The following is a 24663-nucleotide window of genomic DNA, read 5'->3' on the forward strand; positions in this document are numbered from 1 at the left end:
ATGAGTTAAAAATTAAAAGTGATGAGTTAAAATTCAGACAGGCAGATTTTAACTCATCACCTTTAACTTTTAACTTCCCTTACTGGCAGTCGCCGCTGAAATTGACATCGCCTGGCGCTACGTAGCCGTGCGCGGTGCTGCCCGGCACCAGCACCTCGGTCCACTTACCGGGGCCCACGGCGGTCTTCACCACCTGAGCGTAGCTGCCGGCCGGAATGATGCTTAGCCGCGCCGTGCTGGGGGCCGGGTGCGGATGCACCGGCGTGGCGCGGGCGGCCATCAGCAGGCAGCACAGGGGCGGCGGTGCCTGCACCACGGGCAATCGGGCGCAGCTGTCGCTGGGGGCAAAGGCCTCGCTGGCGCGCACCCAGCGCAGCCGGAAAATACCCACGTTGGCTGCCTGGGCCGTGCCGGGGTTAAAGCCTACCCAGCCGTCGGCGGTGCGGGCGGCCAGGCGCACCTTGTCGCCTACTGCCAGCTGCCCAAACTGCGCGGCCCCGGCACCGGGGCGCATCCGGATGGTGACGGCGCGCTTGGCCACGCGCGTGCACCCTAGGCCCGCAGCCGGCGCAAAAGGCATGGGCCAGGCAACGCCCTGCGGCGCGGCCACGGTATTGCGCGCACTGGCGGGCTGGTTAGAGTCGGCAACGGCTGGCGTAGCGGGCATAGCCGGCGCGGGTGCGGCTGGGGCAGTACCCAGCGGGGTGTCGTTGGGGTTGGTATTGGCGGTGCAGCCGAGTACGGCCAGCGCGAGCAAGGGCAGGTAAAAACGCATGAAACAGCGGGGTAGGTGGCGTACTGCCCGCCTTTACGCAGGGCCTGGCCCGGCCGTTGGCTGGTGCCTAGCGCCGCTCGAAGCGCAGCGGCAGCTCGCCGCCGGGGCGCAGCGTCACCAGCGGGTTTAGGGTGGGCGCGGCTTCTTCGGCCAGCGCCAGGCGGAAGCGGCGCACCAGCTGCACCAGCACCAGCTGCAGCTCGGTGAGGGCAAATTGATTGCCCACGCACAGGCGCGGCCCACTGCCAAACGGCAGGTAGCCAAAAGCGGGCGGGGCCGGCGCGGCCCCCGGCGCAAAGCGCGTGGGCCGAAAGGCCTCGGACTCGGGCCACAGGCTGGGGTGGTGGTGCAGGCCGTAGAGGTAGATGGAAAACAGCGTGCCCGGCGCAATAGCCTGGCCCTGAAACTCATCGGCCTCGGTAGCCACCCGGTCGAGCACCCAGGCGGGCGGGTAGAGGCGCATGGTTTCCTGCACCACTTGTAAGGCGTAGGGCAGACGCGACAGGTCCTCAAACTCGGGCGCACGCCCTAAGGGTAGTTCGCGCTCAATTTCGGCCAGCAGCTGCGCCTGGGCTTCGGGGTGGCGGGCCAGCAGGTAGCAGGCCCAGGCCAGGGCGTTGGCCGAGGTTTCGTGGCCGGCCACCAGCAAGATGTTCAGCTCGTCGAGCAGCTGGTTTTCGGGCATGGCCGCGCCGGTGTCTTCGTAGCGCGCCTCCAGCAGCATCTGCAGCAGGTCGTCGGGCGCGGGGGTGCCGGGGTGGGCGGCGGCCGTGGCGGCGCGGTGCCGGCCCACGGCGGCCAGCACCAGCTGGCGCAGGCGGCGGGCCAGCTCGTCGTGGTGGTCGTAGCGGCCGCGCACCCAGTGCCAGGGTCGCAAGTACGGCTGCCGGATGGTGCCCACGTAAAACGCCTGAATGGCCGTCAGCCAGTCGCTGAGCAGCTGCAGCTGCTCCTCGCCCAGGCTGCTGCCAAACACCGAGCGCGCCACCACCCGAAACGCCACCCGCGTGGCCGCCGGGTGCACGTCGAGCACGGCGCTGCCCCTAGGGCCCACCTGCGCCTCCAGCTCGGCCACCCACTCGTCGGCCACGGCCCGCATCAGACGCGTGAGGCCCGCCAGCCGCTGCCGGTGAAAGCCGGGCTGAATGAGCCGCCGCTGCCGCAGCCAGTCGGCGCCTTCGTTGGTGAGCAGGCCGCGCCCCAGGTAGCGCAGCAGCCCGTGGGTGAGGTCGGACTTGACGTAGCGCCGGTGGCTTTTTTGCAGGATGTGCTGGGCCAGGGCCGGGTCGCGCGTCACCACCGAGTCGCGCACGCCGCCCAGGTACAGGCGCACCGTGTCGCCGTGCGCGGCCAGCAGCCGGTTCAGGTTGCCGATGGGGTCGCGGGCCATCTTCAGGGACTGGCGCAGGGTAGTCCAGCGCGGAATGCGGGGCCAAGTGGGCATGGGCAATGGGAGTAACGGGTACTAAAGGCGGTCATGCTCATCTGGCGTCCGCTTGTTGAAGCATCTCTACTGCGTAACCAACTCCAATCGTTAGGATTACTTGCGTAGTAGAGTTGCTTCGACAAGCGGACGCCAGATGAGCATGACTGCCTTTTTCATTGTGCTTATTACCCATTTACTACCAGCTCCCGCGGCAGCTCAAATTTCAGTTCCCTAGCCCGCTTGCGGCCGTACAGGGCTTGCAGAAAGCCGTCTAGCTCGCCCTTGTATTCCAGCCACAGGTCCTCGTGTAAGCTCTTGGTGATGAGGCCCACCAGGCGGGTGGCCAGGCGCGCGGTGTAGGTAAAGAAGCCGGGGTACGGGCTGTCAAACTGGCCCGAGTAGTTGTCCATAATCAGCCGCAGTGTATACATGCCCAGGTCTACCTCCAGCTGCTTACTCTTGGTGATGCGGCGGGCGCGGGCGGCCTCCTGGTTGGCCTCGCGCAGGGCCTTCACCAGGCTGCGGTTGAGCAGGCGCCCCGTCACGGCTACTTGAAATAGCTCGTGGATGCGGTCGGCCGCCGCTTCGTAGAGGCTTTCGAGCGTCACGTCGGCCAGCAGCTCGTAGCGGAAGGTGTCGTAGAGCTCGGCGTCGCGGCGCACGGCGCGCAGCACCAGGGCTTCTTTTTCCTTTTCGGACAGGCGGCCTAGGGCCTTCTTAAACTCGGCGGAGGGCGGGGGCATGGCGGCAAGCAAGCGAACCCAGCAAACTTACGGCGCCCGGCCCGGCCGCAACCCTGCGGCGGCTGGGCGGTTTACCCTAGGCTGGGGCGCAAGTAGCTACCGGCTTTTCCCTCCCCTACCTTTTTCCATGAAATACAACCTCCTAGGCAATACCGGCCTGAAAGTATCGGAGCTGTGCCTCGGCACCATGACTTTCGGCCGCCAGGGCGGGCGCTTTGCCGCCATCAACGGCGTAGACCAAGCCGGGGCCGACGCCCTGCTTAAGCGTTCGCTGGACGCGGGCGTCAACTTCATCGACACGGCCAACGTGTACACCGAAGGCCAGTCGGAAGAAATGACCGGCCAGGCCATCCGCAACCTCGGCGTGAGCCGCGACGACCTGGTGCTGGCCACCAAGGTGCGTGGCAAGATGGGCGACGGCCCCAACGACAGCGGCCTCACGCGCAAGCACATCATGCAGCAGGCCGAGGCCAGCCTCAAGCGCCTGGGCACCGACTACCTCGACCTCTACCAGATTCACAGCTACGACCCGCTCACGCCGCTGCAGGAAACCCTGCGCGCCCTCGACGACCTAGTGCGCCAGGGCAAGGTGCGCTACATAGGGGCCAGCAACGTGGCCGCCTGGCAGCTGATGAAGGCCCTCGACATCTCGCACTACCAGCACCTGGAGCGCTTCGTGTCGCTGCAAGCCTACTATACCATTGCCGGGCGCGACCTGGAGCGCGAGTTGGTGCCGCTGCTGCTCGACCAGCAAGTGGGCCTCATGGTGTGGAGCCCCTTGGCCGGTGGCTTCCTCAGCGGTAAGTACACCCGCGAAAACCAGCAGGGCGAAGGCCGCCGCGGCAGCGGCAGCTTCGACTTTCCGCCCGTCAATAAAGACTTGGCCTTCAACGTCCTCGACAAGCTGCGCCCGCTGGCTGAGGCCAAGGGCAGCACGGTAGCCGCGCTGGCGCTGGCCTGGCTACTGCACCAGCCGGTAGTGAGCACGGTGATTATTGGGGCCAAGAAAATGAACCAGCTCGACGACAACCTCACGGCGGTGGACGTGCAGTTTACGCCCGACGAGCTAAAGGAGCTGGATGAGGTGAGCCAGCTCGCCCCCGAGTATCCTGGCTGGATGCTGCAATTCACGGGCGGCGACCGGCAGAAGTAAGCAGCAGCGGGTAGGCAGGCGGTTAGGTAGCAGGGAGATGAGAAGCTCAGGACTGGTTCGCCAGGCTAGCTTTTCGGCCCATAGGCTCCACCGCCCGCCTACCCGTTGCTTACTTTCTGGCGGCGCGAAACGAAACCATCGGCGCAAGGGTTAACAAGTGCTACCGTCGGCTTTGGCTGGCGTATTTTTGTGCCATGGCTTTCCCCGCTACCCGTCCGCAAATTGACTACGAAGATGACGTGCTGCTGCTCGATGAAGAGCAGGAACTGCGCACGCTCGTCGTGTACAACGACGACGTGAACACCTTCGACCACGTCATTCAGACGCTGATTGACGTCTGCAACCACGAGCCCGAGCAGGCCGAGCAGTGCACGCTGCTCATTCACTACAAGGGCAAGTGCGCCGTCAAGAACGGCACGTTTGAGGAGCTGGAGCCCCGCTGCTCGGCCATCCACGACCGCGGCATTTCGGCCGATATTGTTTAGAATGTGCAGATGGATGGAATGTGGAAAATGTGAAAATGGCAGATACCCAGCTGGGCATTTGCGCACTCCCACGTTCATTTTCACATCTAGCACATTCTCACATCCTGCCCATTAAAAAATGGATTTCCCCTCTAAGCTCATCGAGAATGCCGTAGTAGAGCTGTCGCGGCTGCCGGGCATCGGCAAAAAGACGGCCCTGCGCCTGGCCCTGCACCTGCTGAAAGCTGAGAGCGACACCACCGCCAACCTGGCCGAGGCGCTGGCCAAAATGCGCTTCGACATCACCTATTGCGGCACCTGCTACAGCATTTCCGACAGCGCGGAGTGCAGCATTTGCGCCAATAAGCTGCGCGACCACAGCACGGTGTGCGTGGTGGCTGACGTGCGCGACGTCATCGCCATCGAAAACACCGGGCAGTACCAGGGCGTGTACCACGTGCTGGGCGGCGTCATCTCGCCCATTGAGGGCATCGGTCCGGCCGACCTCAAGGTGGACTCGCTGGTAGAGCGCGCCGCGGCCGAAAACTCGGAGGTGCGCGAGGTGATTCTGGCCATCTCGCCCACCATGGAGGGCGACACCACGGCCTTCTACCTCTCGCGCCGCCTGCGCGATGTGGAGGGCGTCAACATCAGCACCATCGCCCGCGGCATTCCGATGGGCGGCGAGCTGGAATACGCCGATGAGATTACCCTAGGCCGCTCGATAGTAGAGCGCCAGCGCCAGGTGCGTTAGGTGGACGCTTGGCCCCGCGCTGGGGTGGGCTCGCCGGCTGGTCCGCAGCCGGGCTTGGCGTAGGCCAGCGCGCTTTACCTCGATATTGGCCCCATGAACAAAGCCACCCTCAGCACCTGGCTGCGGCGGACGCGCCTGCTGCACCTGGCCGATAACTTGCGCTTCTGGGTGCTGCGCACGCGCTATCGCCGCGAAAATCAGGCGTTTCGGGCAGCCCGGCCTACCGTGGCCCTGCCGCCCGACTACCTCATGTACGAGTCGTTTAAGCTGCGCTACCGCAACTACTACGAGGGCGGGCGCGAAACGGCGGAGTGGGTAAAAAGCCAGCTGGCCCCCTACACCAGCCTGCAGGGCCAGCACGTGCTGGACTGGGGCTGCGGGCCGGGCCGCGTCGTGCGGCACCTGCCCGAGGTCATTGGCCAGGGGTGCCAGTTCACCGGCACCGACGTCAACGCCCAGTCGGTAGCCTGGTGCCGGGCCCACCTGCCGGGCATCACGTTTCTGCACAATGGCATAAGCCCGCCGCTGGCGCTGGCCGATAATACCGTGGATGCCGCCTACGGCATTTCCATTTTCACGCACCTCTCGGCCGCCGGGCACGCGCGCTGGCTGGCCGAACTGCTGCGGGTGCTGCGGCCGGGCGGGGTGCTGCTGCTCACCACTCACGGCGCCGCGTTTCAACCTATTCTGCTGCCCGCCGAGCAGGCGCGCTTCGCGGCGGGCGAGCTGGTAGAGCGGCGCCAGGTGCGCGAGGGCCACCGGGTGTTTGCTGCCTTTCAGCCCCCGGCTTTTTTGCGGCAGCTGTTTGGCGAGCGGCTGTTGGTGCTGCACCACGAGCCGGGCCGCTGGCTGGGTGAGGGCGCCAGCCAGGATGTGTGGGTGCTGCGCAAAGCCTAGCCGCCGCGCCAAGGGGCCGGGGTGCATTGCCCTAGGGCCCCTAATTTCGCTTTCCCGTGGTGAAGCTCTCCGTCGTTATCGTCAGCTACAACGTCGCCTACTTCCTGGAGCAGGCGCTGCTGTCGGTGCGCCGGGCGGCGCAAGTGCTGGGCGAGCCAGTCGAGGTGTTCGTAGTTGACAACCACTCGGCCGACAGCTCGGTGGCCATGGTGCGGGCGCGCTTCCCGGAAGTGCATCTTATTGAAAACCAAGATAACCCCGGCTTCTCCAGGGCCAACAACCAGGCCCTGCGCCTGGCTACCGGCCAGTACCAGCTGCTGCTCAACCCCGACACGCTGGTGGAGGAAGCCGCCTTTCGGCGCTGCTGCGACTTCATGGATGCCCACCCCGACGCCGGGGGCCTAGGGGTGCAAATGCTCGATGGGCAGGGCCGCTTCCTGCCCGAAAGCAAGCGCGGGCTGCCCACCCCGGCCGTGGCGTTTTACAAGGTGACGGGCCTGGCGGCGCTGCTGCCGCGCTCGCGCCGCTTTGGGCGCTACCACCTGGGGTTTTTGTCGAAAGACGACACCCACCCGATTGACGTGCTGAGCGGCGCCTACATGTGGCTGCGCAAGGCGGCGCTGGATGAGGTGGGGCTGCTGGACGAGGACTATTTTATGTACGGCGAGGACATTGACCTCTCGTACCGCCTGACGCGGGGCGGCTGGCGCAACTACTACCTGCCCACGGTGCGCGTGCTGCACTACAAGGGCGAAAGCACCCGGCGCACCAGCGTCAACTACGTGCTGGTGTTTTACCGGGCCATGGTCATTTTTGCCCGCAAGCACTTCGCGCCGGGCCGGGCGGGCACCTTCTCAGCCCTGCTGAACACGGCCATCTGGCTGCGGGCGGGGGCCGCCCTAGGGCAGCGCCTGGCTACCGCCGCCGCCCCGGTGCTGCTCGATGCGGGCCTGCTCTACGCGGGTATGTACGCTCTCAAAACGTACTGGGAAGTCAACCAGAAATACGTGCGTATGCCCTACCCGCCGCAGTACATGCTGGTGGCGGTGCCGGCCTACATTGCGGCCTGGCTGGCGGCCGTGTGGCTGAGCGGCGGCTACGACCTGCCCACCCGCACGGGCCGGGTGGTGCGCGGCGTGGCCGTGGGCACGGTGCTCATCTCGGCCGTCTCTAACTTCTTGGATAACTGGCGCTTCTCGAAGGCGCTCATCGTACTGGGCGGGGCCTGGGCAGTGGCGGCGCTGGTGGGCCGGCGCCTGCTTTCGCACTGGCTGCGCCACGGCCACTGGCGCCTGAGCGAAACCCAGCCTAAGACGCTGGCCATCGTGGGCAGCGCCGCCGAGGCGCGCCGGGCCCGGCAGCTGCTGGCCGCCGCCCGCGTGCCGGCCACCGTGGTGGGCCGCGTGGCCCCTAGCCCCCCCTCCCCTGCCGAAGCCCCTGCGCCTACCGAACTAGCCGAGCCGGCCGACCCTGACTGCCTGGGCACCCTGCCCGAGTTGCCCCAGCTGCTGCGCCTCTATAGCCTCACGGAGCTGATTTTTTGTGGCCAGGACTTGCCCGCCGCCACCATCATTGAGCTAATGCAGCGCCTGCCGGCCCGGCCCCCGGTGTCGTACCGCATTCTGCCGGCGGGCAGCGACTACATCATCGGCAGCAGCCGCAAGGATGCCAACGGCGACTACTACGTCCTCGACCAGGCCTGGCCCCTGTTTCGGCCCGCCAACCGGCGCAGCAAGCGCGTGCTGGATGTGGTAGCCTGCCTGGGCATCTTGGTCAGCAGCCCCGTGCTGCTACTTTTTCAGCATCGCCCGGCCGGGCTGCTGCCCAGCGTTTGGCAGGTGCTACTAGGCCGCCGCAACTGGGTGGGCCTGCGCTACCTGCCCGAAGCTGGCGCCCACCCCGCCGTGCTTTCGCCCGCCGACGTGACTTCGCACACCAAGCAGCTTGAGTTTCCGACACGCTTCCGATTGGAGCGACTCTACGCCCAGAGCTATGAGCCGGGCCGCGACGTGGGTATCTTGCTGAGGGGCTGGCGGCAACTAGGGGGCTAGGGTGAGTTAGGAATTAAAAGCTAAAACAGGCGGTCATGCTGAGCTTGTCGAAGCATCTCTACCGCGTCCCTAGGGTATCGTTTGGTAGAGATGCTTCGACAAGCTCAGCATGACCGCCTTTTTAACTCTTCCCTTTTAACTTTTAACTCTTAACTCACCCCAAAACCGCCCGCGTCTTGGGCAGGCATTCGGGGTAGTTCTGCTGCACGAAGGCAACTAGCTTCTCGCGCATCTCGCAGCGCAGGTCGAAGGTGGTGGGCGCGTCGGCGGCGCTCACCAGCACGCGCAGCTCCAGGGTGTGCTCCTTCACGTCGGTTACTTGCAGCACGCCGGTGCGCTGGTCCCAGTGCGGGCTGGCGGCCAGCAGGCGCTGCAGCTCAGTGCGCAGCGCCTCTACTGGCACCGAGTAGTCGAGGTACAGAAACACCGTGCCCGTGAGCTGCGACGAGGTGCGCGTCCAGTTCTGAAACGGCTTTTCGATGAAGTAGGTGAGCGGCAACACCAGCCGGCGCTCGTCCCAGAGGCGCATAACCACGTTGGTGAAGGTGATTTCCTCCACCCGGCCGTACTCGCCCTCCACCACCAGCACGTCGTCGATGCGCAGGGGCTGGGTGAAGGCAATCTGGAAGCCCGCCAGCAAATTGCCTAGGGAGCGCTGCGCCGCAAAGCCTACAATAACGCTGGCAATGCCCGCCGAGGTGAGCAGCCCCGTGCCAATGCGGCGCACCGTGGCGAAGCTCATCAGCACCAGGGCCGCCGCCACGAAGAAGATGAGCGACACGGCTATCTTTTTTACGAACTGCAACTGCGTCAGCAGCTTACGCACTGCCAAGTTGTTGTCCTGGTCGAGGTGGTAGTGGTCCAGCACCAGGTCTTCGAGCACCGATACGGTGCGTACCAGCACCCAGGCAAAGCTGATGATAAGTGAAATCTCGACCGCGCGGCGCACGACCTCGAAGGGCTTGGGTGACAGCGGGGCCAGCGGCAGCACCACCGACAGCAGTAGCAGCGGCACAAAAAACGTGAGCGCCCGCCCCAGGTGCCGCCGCACCGAGCGCGCCGCCAGCGAGCCAGTGCGCCGCTCGTACACCCGCAGGGCCGCTAATAGCCCCACCTTAATCAGCCACCCGCCCAGCAGCGCCGCCCCGATGACTACCAGCGTCGTTATCTCATCCGGGAACAGGTCCAGAAACCGTATTATCCGTTCTTCCATAGTCAGCTCGCTTTAGTAGCGCGGGTGTACCCTGATTAGCAGGGTAGGGTTGGCTATGCAAAACAAAAAGACGGTCATGCTGAGCTCCGCGAAGCATCTCTACCAAACGTCACCCGAACGACGCGGTAGAGATGCTTCGCGGAGCTCAGCATGACCGTCTTTTTAACTGCTAATCCTTCATTATAAAGCCCTACGGCTGCCCGCCACCGCCAGCGGCACCATACACCTGGCCGGTGGCGTAGCTGGCGCCGGGGTCGGCCAGCTGCACGTAGATGCTGCCTAGCTCGGCGGGCTGGCCGGGGCGCCCTAGGGGCGTGCTGCCACCAAACTCCTTGAGCTTGTCTTGGGTGGCGCCGCCGGCCACTTGCAGGGGCGTCCAGATGGGGCCGGGCGCCACGCCGTTCACCCGAATACCCTTGGGGCCCAGCTGCTTGGCCAGCGACTTCACGAAGTTCATCGTGGCCGCCTTGGTTTGGGCGTAGTCGTAGAGGTTGGGCGAGGGGTCGTAGGCCTGCTCGGAGGTGGTGGCGATGATGGCCGAGCCGGGCGGCATGTGGGGCAGCGCGGCTTTAATAATCCAGAACGGCGCGTAGATATTGGTTTTCATCGTCGCGTCGAAGTCCTCGGTCGTCAGGTCCAGAATCGACTCGCGCTGCTGCTGGCGCCCGGCGTTGCTCACCACAATGTCGAGGCCGCCCAGGCCGCGCACGGCCTCGTCAACCAAGCGCTTGCAGAAGGCTTCGTCGCGCAAGTCGCCCGGAATGGCCACCGCCTTGCGCCCAGCCGCCTTGATGAGGGCCACTACTTCCTTGGCGTCGGGCTCCTCGGCGGGCAGGTAGTTGATGGCCACGTCGGCGCCCTCGCGGGCGTAGGCGATGGCGGCGGCGCGGCCCATGCCCGAGTCGCCGCCCGTAATCAGGGCCTTGCGCCCCTGCAGGCGGCCCGAGCCCTTGTAGCTGGTTTCGCCGTGGTCGGGCCTAGGGTCCATCTGGCTGGCCAAGCCCGGAAAAGGCTGCGACTGCCCCTTGAAGGGCGGCCGCGGATATTTAGTGGTGGGGTTGGTGAGGGACACGGCGGCGGGCGGCGCAGGGGCGGCTTCGGCCGACAGCACGGGCGCTACGGCAGCGGCAGCCAAGCCGGCACCCAGGCCACTGAGCACTTGGCGGCGGCTGAAATTTTGTTCTTCTTGCATGGTTGGTAGTTGGTTGCGTGCGTCTAAGCGCGTAAGCTGGTACGCCAGCAGGGCCTAGGGGCAGTTGGCGGGCAACAACGCTGGCGCAGCCGATGGAGTTGATTACCGAAGCTTACGCCGGTACTACACGCACTGTTGCTAGTGCGGCGCTTACCTGCCGCACTTCCGAGTCATAAGACTGAATCAGCAGATTATTTGTACTTACGCCGCATTCAGCTGGCAATGCCACCCCATTTATAGCCAACTTCTATAACCCCGGCTCAGCCTTGAAGTAGCCTATTTGAAGGCTTCTATAAGGCAGGAGACGTTTGCGAGGCGGTTTCCCCTGCGAAATGAAAGTTGTCTGTTTAGTTAACCCTTAAGCGGTTGCTGGAGTGCTAGGTGGTAAGCATTAGACTTGTTCCCAAACAAAACTTCCCGAAAAGAACGTCCTGCTGAGCTTGCCGAAGCATCTCTCCCACGTAACTAACTTTTGACGTTAGGATTACTTACGCGGGAGAGATGCTTCGGCAAGCTCAGCAGGACGTTCTTTTCGGGAAGTTTTGTTTGGGAACAAGTCTGTTAAGTAAACGGGCACTGCGTAGCTACGCGGCCAGCACGCGCGTCATCACCAAGTTCTGCTCCAAATCAAGCAGCATCTGGTTCTTCACTTCCAGTAGCAACTGCTTAACCAAGTCAACTAACGCTTGCAGCGGGGCTAATTCAAAATCACCCGCCCACTTGTTTAGTTTTTCCACGGGAGGCAGCGCCTGCCACGCGTTGAGGTGCTGCAGGCTAGGCTTGAGCGTGTGCGCCGTAGTTTTTAGCAAGGGCAAATCGGCCGTATCAAGCCCGGTATGCAGGTCGCGTACTGCTTCCTCACAACTTTCCAAGAAGGTGTGCAGCATGAAAACGACAAAATCCGCGTCGCCCTGACCAGCTTTGAGCAGGTCATCGATGCTGTATAAGGTCGGACTAATCTGCACGGATAAGGGGGCGGCCACTAGCGTGGTAGCAGGCACCATCGTCAGCGAATCAACTAGTTGCTGTAGCAGCTGCTCTTCTTGGAAAGGCTTGGTTAAGTAGCCATTCATGCCCGCGGCCAAGCACTTTTCCCGCTCCCCAGCAATGGCATTTGCCGTCAAAGCCACGATGGGGATGGTGAGGCCTAGCTGCTGGCGCAGCACCGCCGTCGCCACGTACCCATCCATGACCGGCATTTGCACGTCCATTAAAATTAGGTCGAAGGGCTGATGCCGGGCCAGCTCTACGGCTTGGGCGCCGTGCTCGGCTTCCATAACCAGTACACCCCGCTGCGTCATAAAGGATTTAGCAATCTGGCGATTAAATAAATTATCCTCCACGAGCAATATTCGTTTGCCAGTCAGTTGCTGCTGCCACACAGCAGCATCGACGGGTCGTTTGCGGCGCGTAACGGATTGGAGCGACCCGGTGGGCAAGCGCAGGGTGAAGCGCATGGTCGTGCCCTTATCCTTACGGCTGTTCACCTCAATGTCGCTGCCCATCAGGCGCACTAGGTCGCGGCAGATGCTCAGCCCTAGGCCCGTTCCCCCAAAGCGCCGCGTCACGGATAAATCGGCCTGGCTAAATTTCGTGAACATGGTAGCCAAGTACTCTGGCTCAATGCCGATGCCCGTGTCGCTTACCCAAAACTCGACGGCTGCAGTATCGGCTGGCGCGTCAGCCGCCGCTGGGCGCAGGGTGCATTGCACCGTAACGGCCCCCTTAGCCGTAAACTTTATAGCATTATCGGCCAAATTCAGCAGGACCTGCCGGATGCGGTGAGGGTCGCCTAGCAACACGGAAGGCACTTGCGGGTCTAGTACGGTTACTAGACTTAAGCCTTTTTCAGCCGCTTTAAACGTAAGCGTCTGCTCGACTTGTGCTAGCAAGTGGGCCGGCGTGAACCCAATCAGCTCCAATGCTAGCTTACCGGCTTCCAGTTTTGATAAGTCTAGTATATCGTTGATGATAACCAGCAGATTTTCGGCCGAAGTGGCAATGGCTTGCTGGTAGCCGAGCTGCTCAGCCGCCAAGGGAGTCTTGGCTAGCAGCTGGCTCATGCCTAGAATGGCATTCATGGGAGTGCGAATTTCGTGGCTCATATTAGCCAAGAAAGCTTCCTTCACCCGGGCCGATTCTTCGGCGGCTAGCTTGGCCTGCGTCAGGCTCTGCTCGGCCCGAACTCGTTCGGTGATATCCAGCCCGTACCCCACAATCATATGGAGCGAGCCGTCGGCATGAAAGGCGGGCTGCAGGCAGCGTAGCAAGTGGCGCGTTCCATCAGGGTTCGCGAAGCTCTCTTCAAACATTACGAGCTGCCGCTCGCGGGCAGCCTGCGTTAGCCGGGCCTGGCGCTCTTCCCCCATACTGTAGGGGCGCCCCGTACGGGAGAAGTACTCAAAGTTGTCTTTGCCAATGACCCAATCGCGCACGCCTGGGTCTTTAATACCCCGTTCGTTTACAAATAAATAGCGATACTGCGCGTCAAATACTCCTATGTCGCAAGGCAATTGGTTTAGCACGAATTCGTAGAACGCGCGCTGCTCTACCATCTGCTGCTCGGCTTGGTGGCGAGCCGTGATGTTCGTGCCCGTGGCCACTAGCAAACGCAGCGTGCCATCGGGGTGAAAGAGCGGTTGAATAACTCGCAACCACTGCTGGGGGCCGTTTCCCGACGGCAGCGTCTCTTCCCACTGGATGATGGTTCTGGCCTGGGCAGCTTCCTCGAACCGGCGCTGGCGCTCAGCCGCCACCAGGGCGGATTGCTGGCGCTCGGCGCTGTATTCGGCATTCGTTTTGCCGACTACCCACGCGCGCACGGCTGGGTTCTTAATGGCAGCGGAGTTGGTGAAGCAGAACCGGTACTGGTCGTCGAATACGGCTACCTCTACGGCCAAGGCGTTCAGGATAGTTTCGTAGTGGTCGCGCTGCTTCGTCAGCTGCTGCTCGGCGTGGCAGTGGGCTTGGCGGCTGGTCAAGTACAGGGTAAGGCCAAGGCCGGCCGTATCGGGAACAGCATCCAGCGTGTAGGAGTGGCCGGCCACTTGCACCAGTTGGGTGGCCCGCTGGCGCTGGGTTACGCAGGGCAAAGCCAGCAGCGGCCCAGTGGGCAGGAGGGCAGCGGGCCCCAGGGCCTGCGCGGCGGCGTTAGCGTACACGACCGCTCCGCTCGCTGCTACGTGCAGGACTGGACCGGGGTGCGCGGCAATTAGCTGGGCCGGCAAGCTGGTAGCTACTGCCTCGCGCGGCTCCTCATTGCATGTAGCAGCTGGCCGGCCCAGTAGCTCTAGGATGTAATCAGTCTGGCGGGCGACGAGGGCCTGGGTAGTGGCTAGCGCCTGGCGCAGTTCCAGCAGTTGCGCATCAAGTTGAGTTCGCCAAACATCTCCGGTTTCAGGGCAGGGTGAAGAAGTAATAGTAGCACCAACGGATAGCATAATAGACGTAACTAAGCACAAGTAGAAAGGCAACAAAGTTATCCCAAAATAATAAGCTAATACACTTATTTACTTAGTTTTATACTTCAAATATGGTATTTAACCAACAAGGCAGATTATTATTCTAAGCAGAACTATAAATATGCAAGAACCTCCTTGTGCCGGGGAGCTGGCACCTACTCACGCGGAGCCACTTCCGAGCAGGGCGCGGGGAAGTTCGCACCAGCGATAACAGGCCATTAGTAGTACAGCATGCATCTACCGGATTTCCTTGTTAATAAGACTAAATCAGCAAATTACTTGCACTTCCGTCGCTTTTAGCCAGCAATGCCGATACATTTGTGATTAGCCTATTTCCCAATTAGTCTAGACTAGCTTATGTCATCGAGCGCTGCTGCGCCGGCCCTGGCGGCCGAGCCTACTACCATCCTCTCCGACCGCGTGCTTCACATGCAGGAGTCGGCTACCATTGCCATGGCCAAGAAAAGCCGCGAGCTGGCTGCCCAGGGCATCGACGTCATCAACCTGAGCTTCGGGGAGCCCGATTTTCAGACGCCGCAGTACATCAAGGATGCCGCCAAGCAGGCGCTCGACGAGGGTTACACCTTCTACACGCCGGTGCCGGGCTACCTCGACCTGCGCCAGGCCATCTGTGATAAGTTTCAGCGCGACAATAACTTAAGCTACAAACCCACCGAGATTGTGGTGAGCACCGGCGCCAAGCAGTCGCTCACCAACGCCGTGCTGGCGCTGGTGAACCCCGGCGACGAGGTGATTATCTTCTCGCCCTATTGGGTGAGCTACGCCGCCATCGTGGAGCTGGCTGAGGGCGTGGCCGTGCCCATCGTAGGCAGCCTGGAAAACGACTACAAGGTGACGGCCGCCGAGTTTGAGGCCGCCATCACGCCCCGCACCAAGGCCGTTATGTACTCCTCGCCCTGCAACCCCACCGGCGCCGTATTTAGCCGCGCCGAGCTGGGCGCCGTGGCCGAGGTGCTGGCCCGCCACCCCGGCATCTTCGCCATCGCCGACGAGATTTACGAGTACATCAACTTCGCCGGCGAGCACGTGAGCCTGGCCTCGTTCCCGGAGGTGAAAAACCAGGTGATTACCATCAACGGCTTCTCGAAAGGCTACGCCATGACGGGCTGGCGCCTAGGGTACCTGGCGGCCCGCCAAGACATTGCCGCCGCCTGCGACAAGCTACAGGGCCAGATGACGTCCGGCACCTGCTCTATCGCGCAACGCGCCGGCCTGGCTGCGTTGCAAGGCGGCCGCGCCTCGGCCGATGAGATGGTGCAAGCCTACCACCGCCGCCGCGACCTGGTAGTGGCAATGGCCCAGGACATTCCCGGCTTGAAAATGCCCGTGCCCGAGGGCGCCTTCTACGTGTTCCCCGACGTGACTGCCTTCTTCGGCCGCACCGCGCCCGATGGCTCTGTTCTCCACGACTCGGGCGACCTGGCCCTGTACCTGCTCAACGACGCGCACGTGGCCTCGGTGGCCGGCGACTCGTTTGGCGCGCCCGACTGCATCCGCTTTAGCACCGCCGCAGCCGACGACAAGCTGCGCACTGCGTTTGAGCGCATCAAAAACAGCCTGGGGCAGCTGCAATAGAAATAACACTTATTAAAAAAAGCCGTCATGCTCATCTGGCGTCCGCTTGTCGAAGCATCTCTACCGAACGTCACCCAGACGAAGCGGTAGAGATGTTTCGATAAGTGGACGCCAGATGAGCATGACGGCTTTTTTGACAATCTTTTGCTTACAGCCTAGGGTCTACCGCCTCGCTTTCCAGCGCCAACACGCCGAACACGCACTGGTGCACACGCCGCAGCGGCTGCCCGGCCACGAACCTTTCGAGCCCTTCCACCCCTAGGGCAAACTCGCGCAGGGCCAGGTTGCGCTTGGCTTTCACGTTGCGCTGGCGTAGGCGCTCCAGGTTGCCGGGCAGCAGGTAATCGGGGCCGTAAATGATGCGCAGGTACTCGCGGCCCCGGCACTTAAGGGCGGGCTGCACGAGGGTCTTTTGGCCCTGTGGGATGAAGTCGTAGGGCTTCACCACCATGCCTTCGCCGCCGGCCGCGGTGAGGTCGGTCCACCACTGCGTGGCGCTCTCTACCTCGGCGGGGTCACCTAGGGGCACCACGCGGTAGGGCGTGGCGCGCAGCAGGCCGGGGTCGGCGAGGGCGAGGCTGCGCAGGGTTTCCATGTGCCAGGCGTGGTCGCGGTCGAAGTACGTTTTGCCCTCGGTGGCGAGCAGGTGGAAGGGCGCCAGCTTGAGGTCGTCGAGCGCGTGCACGGGCCAGCAGTAGCGGCGGTAAGTGTCGGCGTAGTCGGCGGCGGCCTGGCGGCGGGCGGTGGTGCGGGCCAGCAATGCGTCGGCCCCGTCGAGGTCGCGGGCGGCGGCTTCGGCCAGCACGGCTTCGACCTGAGGCAGGGCGGCGGTGGCCGCGGCGGCCACGGCGGCGTACTGGTTTTTCACCAGTTCCTGCGCTTTGGCCGACCACGGCAGCAACTCAGCATCGAGGCACACCCAGTCGGTGCTGAATTTCTCCCAGAAGCCGGCCGTGGTCAGCGCGTCGCGCAGGCGGGCCAAAAAGGCCGTTTCCAGGTCCTTGTCGGTGAAGAAATTGCGGCCGGTGCGGGTATAGCACTTGCCGATGCCCTCGCCCGTCAGCCCTAGGTGGCGCTGGATGGCGGCCTCGTCCTGGCCCAGCACCACGACCACGCGGCTGCCCATGTGCTTTTCCTCGCACACCACGCGCTCCACGCCTAGCTTGTGGTAGTAGGCGAAGGCTTCGGCGGGGTGTTCGAGCAGGTCGGGCAGCTCCGAGGTTTCGGTGGGCGACATGGTGGGCGGCAAATACAGCAGCCACTTGGGGTGCAGCGCAAAGCGCGACATGACTTCTAGGGCGGCCACCGCGTTTTCCTCGCGCACGGTCACGCCGCGCAACAGCCGGGTTTCGATAAACTGCTTGCCCGTGACGTCCCGAATGTCGAGCACATCGTCTTGCTGGTGCTGGGCGCTGAGGTCGCCCCCAGGGGCGGTGCCGGCCGCTGCGAGCTGGGCGGCTCGGTAGTTGAGCGGGCGCGCCGGCTCGCAGTAGACGCGGGCGGCGGGCACGCTTACCAGCTCGCGCTCGGGGTAGCGCAGGGCCGTGAGGCGGCCGCCAAACACGCAGCCCGTGTCAATATCAATGGTGTTGTTGAGCCACTCGGCATCGGGCACGGGCGTGTGGCCAAACACCACCATCGCCCGGCCGCGGTACTCGCGGGCCCACTCGTAGCGGATGGGCAGGCCAAACTCGTCGATTTCGCCGGTGGTTTCGCCGTACATCGCGAAAGCCCGCACGGCGCCCGAGCCCCGGCCCTGCATCTCCGCGGGCAGGCCGGCGTGGGCCACCACCAGCTTGCCACCGTCGAGCACGTAGTGGCTCACCAGCCCATCCAGAAACTGCCGCACCTGCCCCTTGAAGCTGTCCGACTCGCTTTCGAGCTGGGCCAGGGTTTCGGCCAGACCGTGGTTGGCGGTCACCTTCTTGCCGTTGAGGTGGCGCAATAGTTTACTATCGTGGTTGCCGGGCACGCACAGCGCAGCGCCGCTGCGCACCATGCTCATTACCAAGCGTAATACTTGGGGGGAGGCGGGGCCGCGGTCCACGAGGTCACCTAGGAAAATGACCTTGCGGGTACCCCACCCCCCGGCCCCCTCCCCTCCGGGAGAGGGGGAGCCTGACGTCAAGTGACTTGCTTCATTGCCACTAACTCCTCCTTTAATAGAGTCGCCTATTTGCTTACGGCCGGCTCCCCCTCTCCCGGAGGGGAGGGGGCCGGGGGGTGGGGTCACCCGGATGCCCAAATCCCGCGCGTCCACCACTGGCTCATCCTCTACTACATACCCTAGGGTGCCCAGCAGCGCCAGCAGCTCGTCGTAGCAGCCGTGCACATCGCCGATGATGTCGAACGGCCCCGTTTCCTCCTGGCGGTTGTTGTAGAGGCGGTCGCGCACGATACCTTGCACGGCATCTACTTCCTCTACCCCGCGCAGGTGGAAGATGTGCCGGAAGCCCTCCTCGCGCAGGTTGCGCAGGCTGCGGCGCAGGTCTTGGCGGTGGCGGGCTATCACGTGGGGCCCTAGGTGGCGGCGGTCGGGTCGGTGGGCGTTGCGGGCGTGGGCCACGGCATCGGGCACGTCGAGCACGATGGCCACCGGCAGCACGTGGTACTGCCGGGCCAGGGCCACCAGCGGTTTGCGGCTCTCGGCCTGCACGTTGGTGGCATCGACCACGGTGAGCAGCCCGCGCTTCAGGCGCTTGGCCACCAGGTAGTGCAGCAGCTCAAAGGCGTCGCCGCTCGCCGATTGGTCGTTCTCATCGTCGGCCACCAGCCCCCGGCACACGTCCGACGACACTATCTCGGTGGGCTTGAACAAGCGCCGGGCAAACGTGGACTTGCCCGCCCCCGAGCTACCAATGAGGACAATAAGGGAGAGTTCGGGGAGCTTGAGGGTATCTTGGGGCATTGGAAGCGGAAGAAGAAGTTAGCACCTTTATCTTTAAGTCTAAAAATTACTTATGATGGATTACATAAAGGATTCGATTTCTAAATTTAGAAAAGATGCTCTTTCAAAGCTTGTTTATGATATCTTGAAGTGGGCTGTCCCGTCAATAATATTATTTTCTTTTCTAAACTCATCCCTAGCAACTCAACATTTTTCAGTATTATTTTTCAAAAATTAAGTATTTCTTTATATTGGATTATTTTGCTTAGTGCGTTCATTGTCATTATCACTACAATAATAATTAATATAAATATTTAATAAAAAATACAAAATATTGGAAATAGATAATTTTACAGACGAGTTGACAGGCTTAAAAAATTATAAAGCTCTTAAGGAATATGTGATAGATAAAATTAAGGAAAGTATTCATGATAAAAAGGTGTTATCAATTATATTAATTGATGTAGATAATTTTAAGAATTTTAATACTACGTACGGATATAATACTGCAGATAGAGTTTTAAAAGCAGTTGGGGAACTGCTAGGAAAGGATAAGAGGGCTACGGATGAGGTTTTTAGGCAATTCCTCAAAGGAGACGAGTTTTTGGTGGTTGCCAGTGAAACGTCATCAGATGATGCTCTTAAAGCAGCAGAAAGGAAAAGGAAGCTTATTGAGAATGCAACTTTTGTGATAGATGAAGCGCGTTATAAATTAACAGTATCATGTGGAGTAACCGAGTTTAAAGCTGGCGATGACTACACTAGCTTTACTAACAGGGCTCATTCTGCACTAGTCGAAGCAAAAAGTCAACAATTTAAAAATTGTAGTAAACTATTTTATTAGATGGAAACCAATCATCATACTTCGTTTTTTGTAGTAATAATAGGTGCTTTCTTCTTCTTTAGTGGTATATACTCTATCGTTATTTCACTAATAAATCTAGGTCAGCATAAGTCTGATTCAACTATTGAAACAAAGTTGTTCAAATTTAATGCGCCTGTTGGCATAACTTATGGCATAGCTGCTTTATTAGTAGTGGTAGGAATAGTCAAATTGGATAAGCAGGAAGCCCAAGATGATGAGATGCAGAAATTAAAAAATAAGAATGTTGATTTAGCTATTAAAAATCATCGTTTGATGACGAGCGACTCTGCTGTATCGCAAGGTGTGATACAAGAGACTTTCTCATTCTTTAATCCGCAATCGATTTTCAATGGAAAAGTGTTAGTGCAAGCCGAATCAGGAGGTTTTACCGGCGACCCTAGCCTAAAATTTACAGGTATTATAGGTGTCAGTCCATTACAAAAAGGACCTTTCGATACACTCAATATTGAAACAGCAAAGGGGAAAAGATTTTATTTTATGACTAATGATAGCATAGTATGGGGTGTAAACACTATTGATGATGTAGGGAATCTCACTTTAGAAATTTACAAGGACAACCTGAAATTAAAAACCAATAAGAAACCTGTCTTATCCGATTCTATTAAATAGATTCAAACACCGCCATCTGCGACGGGGCGCCTACCCCCTCCACTTCGTCACCCATCGCCACGAGGCGCACCTGATAGCCATGGCGCTCGGCCACGCCGGTGGCCCAGCTGGCAAACTCGGCGCGGGTCCACTCGAAGCGGTGGTCGTCGTGGCGGAAGTCGCCGGCGTTGAGCTTCTCGAAGAGCTGGTTGTAGTCGGCATTGGGCGTGGTGACGAAGACGTGCGCCGGGCGCGCCTGGGCAAATACCACGGCTTCGAGGGCGGCCAGGCGGTTTTCGTCGAGGTGCTCGATTACCTCCACCAGCGCCGCCGCGTCGAAGCCGGCCAGCCGCTCGTCGCGGTACAGCAGCGACCCCTGAATCAGCTCGATGCGGGCGCGTTGGCGGGGCGACAGCTCATCGAGGTGCAGGCGCTGGGCGGCCCGGCTCAGCGCCTGGTGCGACACATCCATGCCACGGATAAACTCGATTTTGGGCTGGCGCAGCAGCAGGCGCAGCAGCTTGCCCTCGCCGCACCCTAGGTCGAGCACCCGCTTGGGGGCCAGCTGGTAGATTTCGTGGGCCACCTGCTGGAGGCGCTGGTCGTGCAGGCTGAGCTTGGGCTGCTGTACCGTGGACTCCGCGAGTCCGCGAGTGGTTTCGTCTGTTTCTGCTTGTGGGCTCGCCGTTTCTGCGGCACTGTTTGCTTGCCCCTGCTCGCGCGGACTCGCAGAGTCCACGGTACTTACTTCCGGCTCCGGCAATTCTTCCTCCGTGCCTTCCAGCAGCCGGGCCAGCGTGGGGTTCACCATCGCCGCCAGGTAGCGCAGGTAGCGCCGCGTAATGAAGCCGCGCTCGGGGTGCTGGGGCAGCCAGTCGCCGCCGCGGTGCAGCAGCTTTTCGGCTTCAGTTTGGTCTACGTAGTAGTGCTTGTCGTTGTCGAGCACCGGCAGCAGCACGTAGAGGTGCGTGAGCACGTCTTGCAGGCGCAGGCCCTCGTGGCGCAGGCGCAGCGTGTAGTAGGGGCTGGCGCCCCATGCGGGCTGGGTGGGGTCGAGCGGATACGCCTCGGTTTCAACCGCGTAGCCTAGGGGCTCGAAGAGGCGACGCGGCCAGTCGGGGCCGGGCGCCGACACCACGGCCACCGTGATGGCCAGCGGCAGCGCCTGGGCGGGCAGGGCGGGGCGGTCCTTGCAGGTGCCATTCATGGCGGTGCCGAAGGCTTTGCTCAGCGCCACGCTCAGAAACGACGACGCCACGTAGGGCCGGTCGTTCACGTACTGCTCCAGGGCGAAGCCGTCGCCCTGGCCGCGCCCGCGCACCAAACCCACCGGGTCGAGGTCGAGCAGCAGGGCGGCCGTGCAGCGCTCGGCGGTGGCTTCGGGGTAAAAAACGTGGGCCTGGCCGCCCGTAATTTCCAGGCTTTGCAGGCGGGCGGGGTTTTTGTGCAGCAGGTAGCCGAGGTCGGTAGCTGGCTGGTAGGTCGTGGTGATGGTGAGCAGCATGGGGAAAGGCGCGGGCGGCGGTTGCAGCGGCAAGTTACCCCTAGGGCCCTGGCGCCGCCTTTGCGCCTGCCCGGCCGGCGGGACCAGCCGGGCAGCGGGGCCGGGTCCGAACGGCCGTACCTTTGCGGGTACTTATGAACTTGTTATCCGCCGAGAATATCTCGAAGAATTACGCCGACCGCTGGCTGTTTAAGGACCTCAACTTTGGCTTGCAGCAAGGGCAGCGCATCGCCTTTGTGGGCATCAACGGCACCGGCAAAACCACCCTGATGCGGGTGCTGGCTGGCCTCGAAAACCCCGATACGGGCAGCGTGAGCCGCCGCCAGGGCATCCGGGTGACGTACCTGGGCCAGCAGCCGGTGTTTGATGAAAGCCTGACGGTGGAGGAAACTATATTCGCCAGCCAGAACGACACCTTGCGCGCCGTGAAGGCCTACGAGCACGTGGTGAACGACCCCCACGCCGACCCCGACGAGCTGCAAAAGGTGATGGAGCGCATGGACGCCCTCAACGCCTGGGACTACGAATCACAGGTGCAGCAGATACTGGGCAAGCTGGGCATCCTAGGGGAACTGCTACAACGCAACGTGAGCAAGCTGAGCGGTGGGCAGCGCAAGCGCGTGGCCCTGGCGCGGGTGCTCATTGAGGAGCCCGACGTTCTGCTGCTCGACGAGCCCACCAACCACCTGGACCTCGCTACCATCGAGTGGCTTGAAAACCGGCTGAACTCGCCCAGCCTCACGCTGCTGATGGTGACCCACGACCGATACTTCCTAGACAAGGTGGCCAACGAGATTGTGGAGCTGGACAAGGGCAGCATGTACCGCTACCAGGGCAACTACGCCTACTTTGTGGAAAAGAAGGCCGACCGCGAGATGCGCGAAGCTACCGAAGTGGAGAAAGCCCGGCAGCTCTTCAAAAAGGAGCTGGAGTGGATGCGCCGCATGCCTCAGGCCCGCGGCACCAAGCAGAAGGCCCGCATCGACGCCTTTTACGTGACCAAGGAGAAGGCCAGCACCAACCTGAGCAAGCAGCAGCTGGAGCTGAGCGTGAAAACCACCCGCCAGGGCGGCAAAATCATTGAGGCTGACCACCTCAGCAAGCGCTTCGGCGACAAGGTGGTGCTCGACGACTTCAGCTACGTGTTCAAGAAGAAGGACCGCATCGGGCTGGTAGGGCCCAATGGCGCGGGCAAGAGCACGCTGCTCAACATGCTGACGGGCAAGCTGAAGCCTGACAGCGGCCAGATTGATGTGGGCCAGACCACCGTCTTTGGCTACTACACCCAGACCGAGCTAGAGTTTGACCCCAGCCAGCGCGTGATTGACATCGTGAAGGAGGTGGCCGAAGTGGTGGAGCTGGCCAACGGCGACGTGCTGACGGCCAGCCAGTTTCTGACGCTATTTCTGTTTCCTCCGGCCCAGCAGTACACGCTGGTGAGCAAGCTAAGCGGGGGCGAAAAGCGCCGCTTGCAGCTGCTGCGGGTGCTGGTGAAGAACCCCAACTTTTTGATTCTCGACGAGCCCACCAACGACCTGGATTTGAGCACGCTCAACATCCTGGAGGATTTCCTGCTGCACTTCGCGGGCTGCCTGCTCATCGTGAGCCACGACCGCTACTTCCTCGATAACCTGGCCGAGCACCTGTTCGTGCTGGAGCCGGGCGGCGCGGTGCTCAACTTCCCCGGCAACTACACCGACTACCGTGACTACCTGGCCGAGCGCGAGGTGGAAGCTGCCCTGGAGGCCGAGGAAAAAGCCGCCAAGGCCGCTCGCGCCGCCGCCAAGGTAGCGGCCGCTGCGCCCGTCGTAGCCGCGCCCCTAGCCCCTGCCCCGGCCAAAAAGCGCGCCAGCTACGCCGAGAAGCGCGAGTATGAGCAATTGGAAAAAGACCTGGCCGCCCTCGAAGCCGAGAAGCAGCAGCTAACCGACAAGCTGAACGCCGGCCAGGGCAGCCACCAGGACCTAGGCGCCTGGGCGGCCCGCCTGCAGGCCCTAGGCGCTGAGCTGGACGAAAAAGGCCTGCGCTGGCTCGAGCTAGCCGAACTGGTGTAGGCTGCCCTGCTTAGGTTCCCGGCCCCGTTTAGCCCCCGCCTGGCTTTGAAAACCTACCCTAGGGCTTGGCTTTCAAACCAGGTGGGGGCTAGCTTGGTTAGTAGGCCTATTTCGTTTGCGCTCCTTAGCTGGCTCATGCCTACCTCTGCTGCTACCACCGTTTTTACCAACGCGGCCGGCACTCTGCTGGCCCACCCGGCGGGCTACGCCGAAGTCCGCTACGCCCCCACCCCGCTCCGCATTGCCGACTTGCAGCCGCTGCTTACCCAGCTGGGCCAGCTGCTGCTGCAGCGCGGCTGGTACCGGATTTTGCTGGACGGACGACAGCTGAAACCGCTATCCGATGCCGTGAAGCAGTGGACGCAAGCCAACTGGACGGCTGCCGGCATTGCCCGCCCTGCCCACCTGGAGCTAGCCACGCTGCTGCCCACCGACGTATTTAGCCGGCTGGGGGTGCAAGAGCTGCAGCTCGGCACCACCAACGGTAACCGCAGCCGTAACTTTTCCGACGAAGCAGCGGCGCACGCTTACTTAACCAGCTTACCTAGTTAGCTTTAGCCGGCTTAGTTACGCTTTTTTATGTCCGACCAAGTTATTTTTTCGCAGCCCTACGGGTCGGTGCTGGTTGATGCCAGCGTGCCGTGCGTTATCACCCAATGGCACGCCTTTGCCAACGCCACCGACTTTATCGCCCTGCAGCAGTTTGCCCTCGACTACTTTGAAGCCCACTCGACGCCGGCCAAACCCTGGGGCTGGGTGGGCGATGTGCGCCAGATGGGCGCCATTCCGGCCAAAGCCCAGGCCTGGCTCATTGCCGAGTTTAACCCGCGCGCCACGGCCGCCGGCCTGCGCGAAGTGAGCGTGGTAGTGGCCGAAACGGTATTTGGGCAGATTGCCACCCAGCGCTACGCCCAGGGCACTGCCGAGGCGCGCAACCAGTACGTGCTGCAAACTGCTTTTTACGACTCGCTGGCCAGCGCCAAGGCTGGGGCCCGCCAGGCAGCGCAGCCAGCTTAGGG

The 24663-nt window shown here is 61.9% G+C and carries 19 protein-coding genes; 11 read left to right on the forward strand and 8 right to left on the reverse strand.

What is annotated here, in order from left to right:
• Positions 1–79: 79 nt before the first annotated feature.
• From HHL22_RS09810 to HHL22_RS09820, 3 genes are all read right to left on the reverse strand, one after another.
• A complete protein-coding gene (locus tag HHL22_RS09810) occupies positions 80–775 on the reverse strand; it encodes a hypothetical protein (protein WP_169530796.1) in 696 nt (231 codons plus the stop codon).
• 67 nt (positions 776–842) lie between these two features.
• Complete coding sequence (locus tag HHL22_RS09815) at positions 843–2219, reverse strand: cytochrome P450 (protein ID WP_169530797.1); 1377 nt, start codon at positions 2217–2219, stop codon at positions 843–845.
• A gap of 167 nt (positions 2220–2386) precedes the next feature.
• Positions 2387–2944, reverse strand: a complete 558-nt coding sequence (locus tag HHL22_RS09820; RefSeq protein WP_169530798.1) for a hypothetical protein — start codon at positions 2942–2944, stop codon at positions 2387–2389.
• 127 nt (positions 2945–3071) lie between these two features.
• Here HHL22_RS09820 and HHL22_RS09825 point away from each other — a divergent pair, with 127 nt between their 5' ends.
• The 5 genes from HHL22_RS09825 to HHL22_RS09845 all read left to right on the forward strand — a co-directional run bounded on the left by HHL22_RS09825 (position 3072) and on the right by HHL22_RS09845 (position 8263).
• Complete coding sequence (locus HHL22_RS09825; RefSeq protein WP_169530799.1) at positions 3072–4097, forward strand: aldo/keto reductase; 1026 nt, start codon at positions 3072–3074, stop codon at positions 4095–4097.
• Positions 4098–4291: 194 nt separating this feature from the next.
• A complete protein-coding gene (locus HHL22_RS09830; protein WP_169530800.1) occupies positions 4292–4582 on the forward strand; it encodes an ATP-dependent Clp protease adaptor ClpS in 291 nt (96 codons plus the stop codon).
• Between the two features lie 118 nt (positions 4583–4700).
• Positions 4701–5315, forward strand: a complete 615-nt coding sequence (recR, locus tag HHL22_RS09835; protein WP_169530801.1) for a recombination mediator RecR — start codon at positions 4701–4703, stop codon at positions 5313–5315.
• Between the two features lie 93 nt (positions 5316–5408).
• Positions 5409–6212, forward strand: coding sequence for a class I SAM-dependent methyltransferase (locus HHL22_RS09840; protein ID WP_169530802.1), 804 nt, complete (start codon positions 5409–5411; stop codon positions 6210–6212).
• 56 nt (positions 6213–6268) lie between these two features.
• The gene (locus tag HHL22_RS09845; protein ID WP_206680702.1) at positions 6269–8263 is read left to right on the forward strand and encodes a glycosyltransferase family 2 protein; all 1995 of its coding nucleotides are present in this window, start codon (positions 6269–6271) and stop codon (positions 8261–8263) included.
• Positions 8264–8417: 154 nt separating this feature from the next.
• Here HHL22_RS09845 and HHL22_RS09850 read toward each other — a convergent pair whose 3' ends face one another.
• From HHL22_RS09850 to HHL22_RS09860, 3 genes are all read right to left on the reverse strand, one after another.
• Complete coding sequence (locus tag HHL22_RS09850; RefSeq protein ID WP_169530803.1) at positions 8418–9476, reverse strand: mechanosensitive ion channel family protein; 1059 nt, start codon at positions 9474–9476, stop codon at positions 8418–8420.
• Between the two features lie 190 nt (positions 9477–9666).
• On the reverse strand, positions 9667–10668 hold the full coding sequence (locus HHL22_RS09855) for an SDR family oxidoreductase (RefSeq protein ID WP_169530804.1): 1002 nt from the start codon (positions 10666–10668) through the stop codon (positions 9667–9669).
• Between the two features lie 584 nt (positions 10669–11252).
• Positions 11253–14108 carry a hybrid sensor histidine kinase/response regulator gene (locus HHL22_RS09860; protein ID WP_169530805.1) on the reverse strand — a complete coding sequence of 952 codons (2856 nt, stop codon included), beginning with the start codon at positions 14106–14108 and terminating at the stop codon, positions 11253–11255.
• Positions 14109–14486: 378 nt separating this feature from the next.
• Here HHL22_RS09860 and HHL22_RS09865 point away from each other — a divergent pair, with 378 nt between their 5' ends.
• Positions 14487–15725 (forward strand): pyridoxal phosphate-dependent aminotransferase, encoded by a 1239-nt coding sequence (locus HHL22_RS09865; protein WP_169530806.1) that lies wholly within the window; start codon positions 14487–14489, stop codon positions 15723–15725.
• 148 nt (positions 15726–15873) lie between these two features.
• On the opposite strand, the gene HHL22_RS09870 is transcribed toward HHL22_RS09865, so the two are convergent.
• Positions 15874–18633: a polynucleotide kinase-phosphatase gene (locus HHL22_RS09870; protein ID WP_169530807.1), complete on the reverse strand. Its 2760-nt coding sequence runs from the start codon at positions 18631–18633 to the stop codon at positions 15874–15876.
• Positions 18634–18946: 313 nt separating this feature from the next.
• On the opposite strand from HHL22_RS09870, the gene HHL22_RS09875 reads away from it, so the two are divergent.
• Together HHL22_RS09875 and HHL22_RS09880 are read left to right on the forward strand one after the other, a co-directional pair.
• The gene (locus HHL22_RS09875; protein WP_169530808.1) at positions 18947–19456 is read left to right on the forward strand and encodes a GGDEF domain-containing protein; all 510 of its coding nucleotides are present in this window, start codon (positions 18947–18949) and stop codon (positions 19454–19456) included.
• Positions 19457–20107: a hypothetical protein gene (locus HHL22_RS09880; protein WP_169530809.1), complete on the forward strand. Its 651-nt coding sequence runs from the start codon at positions 19457–19459 to the stop codon at positions 20105–20107. It begins immediately after the preceding gene.
• On the opposite strand, the gene HHL22_RS09885 is transcribed toward HHL22_RS09880, so the two are convergent.
• Positions 20100–21590, reverse strand: coding sequence for a 3' terminal RNA ribose 2'-O-methyltransferase Hen1 (locus HHL22_RS09885; RefSeq protein ID WP_169530810.1), 1491 nt, complete (start codon positions 21588–21590; stop codon positions 20100–20102). The genes HHL22_RS09880 and HHL22_RS09885 overlap by 8 nt on opposite strands.
• A 134-nt stretch (positions 21591–21724) precedes the next feature.
• Between HHL22_RS09885 and HHL22_RS09890 the strand changes: the two genes are divergently transcribed.
• The 3 genes from HHL22_RS09890 (at position 21725) to HHL22_RS09900 (ending at position 24661) form a co-directional block, all read left to right on the forward strand.
• Positions 21725–23644, forward strand: coding sequence for an ABC-F family ATP-binding cassette domain-containing protein (locus tag HHL22_RS09890; protein ID WP_169530811.1), 1920 nt, complete (start codon positions 21725–21727; stop codon positions 23642–23644).
• 135 nt (positions 23645–23779) lie between these two features.
• Positions 23780–24196: a hypothetical protein gene (locus HHL22_RS09895; RefSeq protein WP_169530812.1), complete on the forward strand. Its 417-nt coding sequence runs from the start codon at positions 23780–23782 to the stop codon at positions 24194–24196.
• A 27-nt stretch (positions 24197–24223) separates the two neighbouring features.
• Entirely contained in the window at positions 24224–24661 is a 438-nt protein-coding gene (locus HHL22_RS09900) for a hypothetical protein (protein ID WP_169530813.1), read from the forward strand.
• Positions 24662–24663 lie beyond the last annotated feature (2 nt).

The sequence above is a fragment of the Hymenobacter polaris genome (assembly GCF_012927305.1).
Taxonomy (GTDB): Bacteria; Bacteroidota; Bacteroidia; order Cytophagales; family Hymenobacteraceae; genus Hymenobacter; species Hymenobacter polaris.

What these genes read in the sequence shown, in the direction of transcription:
- HHL22_RS09810 (WP_169530796.1), bottom strand. Translation starts at nt 775, where the DNA reads ATGCGTTTTTACCTGCCCTTGCTCGCGCTGGCCGTACTCGGCTGCACC.
- HHL22_RS09815 (WP_169530797.1), bottom strand. Translation starts at nt 2,219, where the DNA reads ATGCCCACTTGGCCCCGCATTCCGCGCTGGACTACCCTGCGCCAGTCC.
- HHL22_RS09820 (WP_169530798.1), bottom strand. Translation starts at nt 2,944, where the DNA reads ATGCCCCCGCCCTCCGCCGAGTTTAAGAAGGCCCTAGGCCGCCTGTCC.
- HHL22_RS09825 (WP_169530799.1), top strand. Translation starts at nt 3,072, where the DNA reads ATGAAATACAACCTCCTAGGCAATACCGGCCTGAAAGTATCGGAGCTG.
- HHL22_RS09830 (WP_169530800.1), top strand. Translation starts at nt 4,292, where the DNA reads ATGGCTTTCCCCGCTACCCGTCCGCAAATTGACTACGAAGATGACGTG.
- recR (WP_169530801.1), top strand. Translation starts at nt 4,701, where the DNA reads ATGGATTTCCCCTCTAAGCTCATCGAGAATGCCGTAGTAGAGCTGTCG.
- HHL22_RS09840 (WP_169530802.1), top strand. Translation starts at nt 5,409, where the DNA reads ATGAACAAAGCCACCCTCAGCACCTGGCTGCGGCGGACGCGCCTGCTG.
- HHL22_RS09850 (WP_169530803.1), bottom strand. Translation starts at nt 9,476, where the DNA reads ATGGAAGAACGGATAATACGGTTTCTGGACCTGTTCCCGGATGAGATA.
- HHL22_RS09855 (WP_169530804.1), bottom strand. Translation starts at nt 10,668, where the DNA reads ATGCAAGAAGAACAAAATTTCAGCCGCCGCCAAGTGCTCAGTGGCCTG.
- HHL22_RS09860 (WP_169530805.1), bottom strand. Translation starts at nt 14,108, where the DNA reads ATGCTATCCGTTGGTGCTACTATTACTTCTTCACCCTGCCCTGAAACC.
- HHL22_RS09865 (WP_169530806.1), top strand. Translation starts at nt 14,487, where the DNA reads ATGTCATCGAGCGCTGCTGCGCCGGCCCTGGCGGCCGAGCCTACTACC.
- HHL22_RS09870 (WP_169530807.1), bottom strand. Translation starts at nt 18,633, where the DNA reads ATGCCCCAAGATACCCTCAAGCTCCCCGAACTCTCCCTTATTGTCCTC.
- HHL22_RS09880 (WP_169530809.1), top strand. Translation starts at nt 19,457, where the DNA reads ATGGAAACCAATCATCATACTTCGTTTTTTGTAGTAATAATAGGTGCT.
- HHL22_RS09885 (WP_169530810.1), bottom strand. Translation starts at nt 21,590, where the DNA reads ATGCTGCTCACCATCACCACGACCTACCAGCCAGCTACCGACCTCGGC.
- HHL22_RS09890 (WP_169530811.1), top strand. Translation starts at nt 21,725, where the DNA reads ATGAACTTGTTATCCGCCGAGAATATCTCGAAGAATTACGCCGACCGC.
- HHL22_RS09895 (WP_169530812.1), top strand. Translation starts at nt 23,780, where the DNA reads ATGCCTACCTCTGCTGCTACCACCGTTTTTACCAACGCGGCCGGCACT.
- HHL22_RS09900 (WP_169530813.1), top strand. Translation starts at nt 24,224, where the DNA reads ATGTCCGACCAAGTTATTTTTTCGCAGCCCTACGGGTCGGTGCTGGTT.